This window comes from Methanomethylovorans sp. (assembly GCF_050177135.1).
Lineage (GTDB): Archaea > Halobacteriota > Methanosarcinia > Methanosarcinales > Methanosarcinaceae > Methanomethylovorans.
On sequence record NZ_JBFXHJ010000005.1, the window covers coordinates 24,055 to 30,821 of the forward strand.

Consider the following 6,767-nt stretch of genomic DNA (forward strand, 5'->3'; position numbering starts at 1 on the left):
AATGGTAGTGAATATGAAATATGTTATCCAGGGTCTAGTAGTTATAATGATCTTCTGTGCAGGTTGTATCGGAACCGATAATTCTGGCGATTGGAATGAGAAAGGTAATAACCTTCTTGAAGAAGGAAAATATACCGAAGCGATACAAGCATTCAATACATCCATAGAGTTGGATCCGCAAAATGGCGATGCCTGGGTTGGTAAAGGCATTGCACTTACTGAAACTGGAAAAAACGAAGAGGCTATTCAGGCATTTGATAAAGCCCTGCAACTTAAGCCCAATAATGTTGAATTCTGGAGTGAAAAGGGAATTGCTCTTCGTAAGATGGGAAAGTACGAAGAAGCAATACAAGCATATGACAAGGTAATAGAAATTGATCCCCTGGATGGTTTTGCCTGGTATAACAAAGGTATTTCACTTTATCATATGGGAAAATACGAAGAAGCGATACAAGCGTATGATAAAGCCACAGAGCTCGAACCACAATTTGCCACTGCCTGGTACAATAAAGGATATACCCATTATATAATGGAACGATATGAAGAAGCAATACAAGCATTTGATAAAGCCATCAAGATCGATCGAAAGGATGCCAGAACATGGAACTACAAAGGTATTGCTTATGCTAAACTGGGTAATTATTACGAAGCAATGAAAGCATTAGATAATGCCATAGGACTTGACCCGCAGTACACAAAAGCCTTAGATAACAAAGGCTTTGTCCTGAACCAAATGAGAAGATACGAGGAAGCTATCCAGGTATGCGACAAAGTCATACAGATCGACCCAAAGGACGCAAAAGCGTGGAACTATAAAGGCTATGCTCTGAATAAAATGGGAAGGAACGAAGAAGCAATTCAGGCTTTTGATAAAGCCCTGCAGCTCGACCCACTGGATGCCGAGATCTGGAATTATAAGGGTAATGCTCTCTACGAAATGAAGGAGTATGAAGAAGCAATACAAAACTACAATAAAGCCACAGAACTTGATCCGGAGTATACAGAAGCCTGGAACTATAAGGGCATGTCCCACTATTACATGAAGGAATATGAAAATGCAATTCAGGCATATGATAAATTCATAGAGCTTGAACCACAGGACGATGGGGTCTGGGACAATAAAGGTAATGCACTCCGTAGAATGGAGAGATATGAAGAGGCAATTCAAGCATATGATAAAGCTTTAGAGATAAATCCCCAGAATAGTTGGACATGGATGCACAAAGGTTATACACTTTATGGAATGGAAAGATACGAAGAAGCAGGGCAAGCATTCGATAAAGCTATAGAACTTAATCCTGGAAATTATGATGCATGGTACAGCAAGGGTAATTCACTTCGAATGATGGGGAATATCGACGAAGCGATACAAGCATATGACAGATCTATAGAACTCAATCCAGAGCATGCTTTAACATGGTATAACAAAGGTATTGCACTCAACCAGGCTGGAAATTATACTGAAGCCGATGTAAGCTTTAGTAAAGCCATAGAGTTAGGATATGGAGAAAGTTAAGACACGGTCACAAATGACCGTGATCTATTCTTACGAATTATTAATGGAATGTTTTTCCATGATGGCAACCCAGTAACCACGTAGTTGCTTTTTAAAGGCCTTATGCTCATGGAACTTTTTATGAATCATTTCCTTAAATCTGGGTCCATGATTCATTTCTATCAAATGGGCCATTTCATGGAACACCACATATTCCACCAGCTTCTCAGGCAAGTACATCAAATAAATGTTCAGATTAATGTTCCCTTTTGAACTGCAACTGCCCCATTTAGTGCGCATCTCCCTAAATGCCACCTTTTTTGGAAATATACCAAGTTCAGTACCAATAGAAGCTATTAAAGATCCAACATGTTCTTGTAATTGCACTTCTGTCCTTGTGGAACAAAGTTCTATCCCCTCAGCAAACATATGCGTTTGCTTATGAGAAATGAATCTTCGATAAACCCATAATTTGTGCTTATCAAGCAGTTTTTCATATTCTTTTAGTCCGTGAGGTACCACAAGCTTGAGATCACCATGCCTGAATTCCAGTCTTGGATGCTTGACTTTTCGGAATATTACCTCATAAGGTATATCGGCTTCATTAATTTTAATCGATGAAGTAATATGAACTGTCATTCCGGCGTCTAAAACATATTTTTTTCAATAACTCTCTGACAATAAGCTGAGAAGATCACTCTTTTGGCACGAGTTCCTGCATGACCTCGGCCATTACACGATGTCTTATAAGATATTCCTGCACTTTTTCAGAGGCCCGGCGAAGTGAGTATGCATCTTCTGTCCAGGGTATCTCCATGGGATATTTTACTTCCATTAACGTGAGACCATATGACTGAGCTGGTTCCAATCCTTCTTCGTATGATTCCGGTTCAAGCATCTGTTTGAGCCATGCCTCGTCCCTCATACGGCTTCCCACCATTGTAAGAGCAGTTACCATTTTCCGCACCATGTTCCAAAGAAAACTATTTGCCTCTACGTCGATCTTTGTAAGTGCCCCGCTTACTCTGACATCTATTCTTTTCACATCCCGAACTGTGCCTTTGTCCTCATCCTTGCTGCAAAAATTTGAAAAGTCGTGCTCTCCAACCAATATCTTTGAAGCAGACCTTATCCTGGATATATCATAATGTTCTCCACTAATGATATATCTATAGACCCGACTACTTGCATCTCTTCTTGGATCAAAGTCGTCTGGAACCTCTGCATGTGCCCATGCCCAGATGGAGTTGGGTAATTTAGAATTAATGACCCTTGGAATCGAAAGGTTAAGCTTATCAGTATTGAAAGCCACCACTTGTCCTCTTGCATGGACGCCTGCATCTGTTCTGCCTGAACTCTGGAAAGATGCTTTTTTAGGATCACCCATTATTTCCAGTTCTTTCAGGGCGTTGAAGAGTTCTCCTTCAATGGTGGCAACATCCGGTTGGATCTGGGACCCATGATAGCCTGTCCCCACATATGCGATCTTAAGTGCAACCCTCATTAAGTCTCACTAATTCTCATAGCGCCTTTTTTCTATAATACATTTCCCTCAATAACATGAACAATATTACAAATAAGCATCCAAAAAAGAACCAAACGCTCAAGTGCGCCAGAAGATCGGGCGGGATGAGACCAGGACTTGTGCCTGTAATAACTGTGGCATCTTCTACCGGTGGGTATGGAACGGGTATTAGAGTTGAGTTAGAATCTGTAATGTTCGATCCTGTAGTGTTCAGATATGTTGTCAGGCTTTCCGTAGGGACCATCGGGGTATAATTGACAGCCTCATCAGAAACCATGATAGCAGCTTCTGAGCTGTCGTTAGATATCATGGTCGCTAGCATAGGAGATGCCTCATCTACCAGATTTGCCTGATCTGCCGCTCTCGAAGCCGAATCAAGACTTTCATTGGCAAATCCACCATATCCTCCGGATTTCATGGCAGCTTCTTCAAGAGTAGCGGGATAATAGTCCACAGAAGGAAACAGACCTATCCGGCGTGTGAGGAATTCTATACCAGTAGCTGCAAATACTGCACCCATGAAAAGACCCAGGTATTTTTTCAACATCCCCATAATAGATGATCTATCAATGTTCTTTGTACCGGGAACCACCACAATGAGTTTTTGCACTGGCTCATATATTTTGATCTCACGACCTTTCTGGCTCCATTTTGTCTCTTTTACCTTAATAAGATCAGCTTCTATAAGGCTATCAAGATTGTACTTGATGGTAGTAAGGGGAAGACCCATCTTTTCAGATAAAGTAGTTGCAGACATGGGTTTATCTGCTAGCATTTCCAGCATTTTGAGAGCTTTCTCATTAGAGAGAGCCTGAGTTACCTTTTTTGAATCCTCATTAAGAGGCAAGACCAGCACTTTATCGAAATTATTGCCTTCATCCTCTATCTCTTGCATGTTTAACTATAACAACCGTGAACTTCATAACTTTTCCGTAAACTTCGAAAAAATTCGCAGTTATGGGATGATTCCGCAAACTTAAAAAATAGATAGAACAATATAATGTAACTTTTTGGGGCACAATAATGATAGAAAAAGACCAAATCATGAAAATTGTCGAAACCTATGATCTGGAAAACCTTGCAATTGCAACTGTATGCTCTCATTCAAGCCTTCAGATATTTGACGGTGCAAGGAAGGAAGGTTTCAAAACAATTGGTATCTGCGTCAAAAAACCTCCTAAATTCTATGATGCATTCCCTAAAGCAAAGCCTGATGAGTTCATAATAGTAGATAATTACCAAGCCATTCCATCGATAGCGGAACAGCTTGTAAGGAAGAATGCTATCGTTGTGCCACATGGGTCTTTTGTGGAATATCTCGGCACTGAGAAATTCACTGAGTTTCCGGTACCTACTTTTGGCAACCGGAACGTACTTGAGTGGGAATCTGACAGGAACAAAGAAAGAGAATGGCTGGAAGGTGCAGGTATCCACATGCCAAAACTGGTGAAACCAGAAGAGATAAATGGGCCTGTTATGGTAAAATACCATGGTGCTAAAGGGGGACGTGGGTTCTTTGTTGCCAAGAATTACGAAGAGTTCCTTGAGAATGTCGACAAGACCCAGAAATACAACATCCAGGAATTCATTGTGGGTACAAGGTATTATCTTCATTTCTTCTATTCGCCCCTGAAGACAGAAGGCTACACCTTAAGCACCGGTGTGCTGGAAATGCTAAGTATGGACAGACGTGTAGAATCCAATGCTGATGAGATATTCAGGCTGGGTTCCCCCCGGGAACTGGAAGATGCAGGAATTCATCCCACATACGTTGTCACAGGAAACGTGCCACTTGTTGCAAGAGAATCGTTGCTCCCACTGATATTTGAACTTGGTGAAAAAGTGGTTGAGCAGTCACTTAAACTGTTCGATGGTATGATAGGTCCCTTCTGTCTTGAAACAGTATTCACAGACAAGCTTGAGATCAAAGTTTTTGAGATATCTGCCCGCATAGTTGCAGGCACAAATCTTTATCCTGCAGGTTCTCCATACTCAGATTTCATTGAACCTGGCCTTTCAACCGGTAGGAGGATCGCCCAGGAAATTTCCCTTGCCAGGAAACTGAAAAAACTGGATAAGATTTTATCTTGAGAGAGCATATAGCACATTGTTCATATTCTGATGGATGATGTGCATGACCTCTTCTTTTCATAGGCCTGACTATGATGTGATCATAGTAGGGGCAGGACCTGCGGGCATGTTTGCTGCAAGGGAACTTGCCTGCAACAAATTAAAGATTTTAGTTATAGATATGGGAAGCGATGTTAAAGACAGGCATTGTTCCCTGGAACCCGAAATGAAATGTGCACACTGCTTGCCATGTGACATTATGTGCGGTGTGGGCGGTGCGGGTACCTTCTCTGATGGTACCTTGAACCTCAGGCCAGATATCGGCGGTGACCTATCTGTATTCACAGATGATGAAACTGCGGCTTGGGAACTTGTGGAAGAGGTAGATGCTGTTTTTTTGGAATATGGTGCAACAACCAAAGTATCCATGCCGGATCAACAAGAAGTAGAGACCTTACAGCGCCGGGCGGCTTCAGTAGGTGCCAAGTTCATAGAGATACGGCAGAGGCATATAGGTTCAGATAATGCAAAAGTGGTTATTTCACGGTTCAAGCACGACCTTGACAACAAAGGTGTGCATTTTATGTTAAGGACAAGAGTAATTGACCTGATAATTGAGAACTCCGTATGTAAAGGCGTGATACTTGAAGATGGAAAGCATCTTACCTCTAGTTATGTATTACTTTGTCCGGGGAGGATAGGCTGCGAGTGGGTAGATAGACTGGTAACAGAGCACTCAATAAAAGCGAATTTCAGTGGCGTGGACATTGGAGTGAGAGTAGAAGTCCCTGCAATAATAATGGATCCGGTCACTCGCATAAACCACGATCCGAAATTCCATATCCGTACTCCCAGATATGATGATTTCGTGCGGACTTTTTGTACCAATGAGCACGGATTTGTCGTGAAAGAAAATTATGAAGGCTTCATTGCAACAAATGGACATTCGATGCACACTGTGACCTCAGAAAACACGAATTTTGCTTTTCTGGTACATGTGGAATTGACCCATCCGATGGAGAATACGATCAAGTACGCAAAATCAGTGGCAAAACTGGCCACTACCATTGGTGGTGGAAAGCCCGTATTACAGAGGATGGGAGACCTGCGCAGGGGCCGACGTTCAACTGAAGCAAGGATTGCAAAGAATTCAATAAAGAATACTCTGAAAGATATAACACCTGGAGATATTTCCATGGCGCTGCCTCACAGAATAGTTATGGACATCATAGAAGGACTGGACACCCTCAATATGATCATTCCCGGTGTGAATTCTGACTCTACGCTCCTCTACGCGCCTGAGGTAAAACTTTATGCTATGGAAGTATCTGTGGACAGGGACATGCAAACAAGCATAAAAGGACTATTTGCTGCCGGGGATGGTACCGGTCTTTCCAGAGACCTTGTTAACTCTGCAGCGACAGGAATACTTGCAGCCAGAGGCATACTTAAAATACGTTCTTCTTTAACCTGAACATATAGAAATTGAGGAATCTCTCAGATTTTGGGTGAATTACGGGGAATAGTATCTCATTGCACCAATAGATCCATTAGATAGAATGAACCGATGGGAGTGATTCTTTATGTACAGGAGATTCCTCTTAATGGATTCATTACCCTAGAATTTATACTTTTTGTTTTGATCCTGTGACCTTGTAATTTATTTTTAAGTTATGA

The 6,767-nt window shown here is 41.7% G+C and carries 6 protein-coding genes; 3 read left to right on the forward strand and 3 right to left on the reverse strand.

Annotated features, from left to right (window positions below):
- Position 1 precedes the first annotated feature (1 nt).
- Positions 2-1,516: a tetratricopeptide repeat protein gene (locus AB7U21_RS01085; protein WP_428386504.1), complete on the forward strand. Its 1,515-nt coding sequence runs from the start codon at positions 2-4 to the stop codon at positions 1,514-1,516.
- A 30-nt stretch (positions 1,517-1,546) separates the two neighbouring features.
- On the opposite strand, the gene AB7U21_RS01090 is transcribed toward AB7U21_RS01085, so the two are convergent.
- Genes AB7U21_RS01090 through AB7U21_RS01100 form a run of 3 tightly spaced genes read right to left on the reverse strand, consistent with a single transcriptional unit; the run spans position 1,547 to position 3,915 of the window.
- Positions 1,547-2,134 carry a M48 family metallopeptidase gene (locus AB7U21_RS01090; RefSeq protein ID WP_333786547.1) on the reverse strand — a complete coding sequence of 196 codons (588 nt, stop codon included), beginning with the start codon at positions 2,132-2,134 and terminating at the stop codon, positions 1,547-1,549.
- A 55-nt stretch (positions 2,135-2,189) separates the two neighbouring features.
- Entirely contained in the window at positions 2,190-2,999 is an 810-nt protein-coding gene (gene truA, locus AB7U21_RS01095; RefSeq protein ID WP_333786546.1) for a tRNA pseudouridine(38-40) synthase TruA, read from the reverse strand.
- Between the two features lie 16 nt (positions 3,000-3,015).
- On the reverse strand, positions 3,016-3,915 hold the full coding sequence (locus tag AB7U21_RS01100; RefSeq protein WP_333786545.1) for an ArsR/SmtB family transcription factor: 900 nt from the start codon (positions 3,913-3,915) through the stop codon (positions 3,016-3,018).
- A 128-nt stretch (positions 3,916-4,043) separates the two neighbouring features.
- Here AB7U21_RS01100 and AB7U21_RS01105 point away from each other — a divergent pair, with 128 nt between their 5' ends.
- Both AB7U21_RS01105 and AB7U21_RS01110 read left to right on the forward strand, forming a co-directional pair.
- A complete protein-coding gene (locus tag AB7U21_RS01105) occupies positions 4,044-5,111 on the forward strand; it encodes a formate--phosphoribosylaminoimidazolecarboxamide ligase (protein ID WP_333786544.1) in 1,068 nt (355 codons plus the stop codon).
- Positions 5,112-5,145: 34 nt separating this feature from the next.
- Complete coding sequence (locus AB7U21_RS01110; RefSeq protein ID WP_428386508.1) at positions 5,146-6,564, forward strand: NAD(P)/FAD-dependent oxidoreductase; 1,419 nt, start codon at positions 5,146-5,148, stop codon at positions 6,562-6,564.
- Positions 6,565-6,767 lie beyond the last annotated feature (203 nt).

What these genes read in the sequence shown, in the direction of transcription:
- AB7U21_RS01105 (WP_333786544.1), top strand. Translation starts at nt 4,044, where the DNA reads ATGATAGAAAAAGACCAAATCATGAAAATTGTCGAAACCTATGATCTG.
- AB7U21_RS01110 (WP_428386508.1), top strand. Translation starts at nt 5,146, where the DNA reads ATGATGTGCATGACCTCTTCTTTTCATAGGCCTGACTATGATGTGATC.
- AB7U21_RS01100 (WP_333786545.1), bottom strand. Translation starts at nt 3,915, where the DNA reads ATGCAAGAGATAGAGGATGAAGGCAATAATTTCGATAAAGTGCTGGTC.
- truA (WP_333786546.1), bottom strand. Translation starts at nt 2,999, where the DNA reads ATGAGGGTTGCACTTAAGATCGCATATGTGGGGACAGGCTATCATGGG.
- AB7U21_RS01085 (WP_428386504.1), top strand. Translation starts at nt 2, where the DNA reads ATGGTAGTGAATATGAAATATGTTATCCAGGGTCTAGTAGTTATAATG.
- AB7U21_RS01090 (WP_333786547.1), bottom strand. Translation starts at nt 2,134, where the DNA reads ATGACAGTTCATATTACTTCATCGATTAAAATTAATGAAGCCGATATA.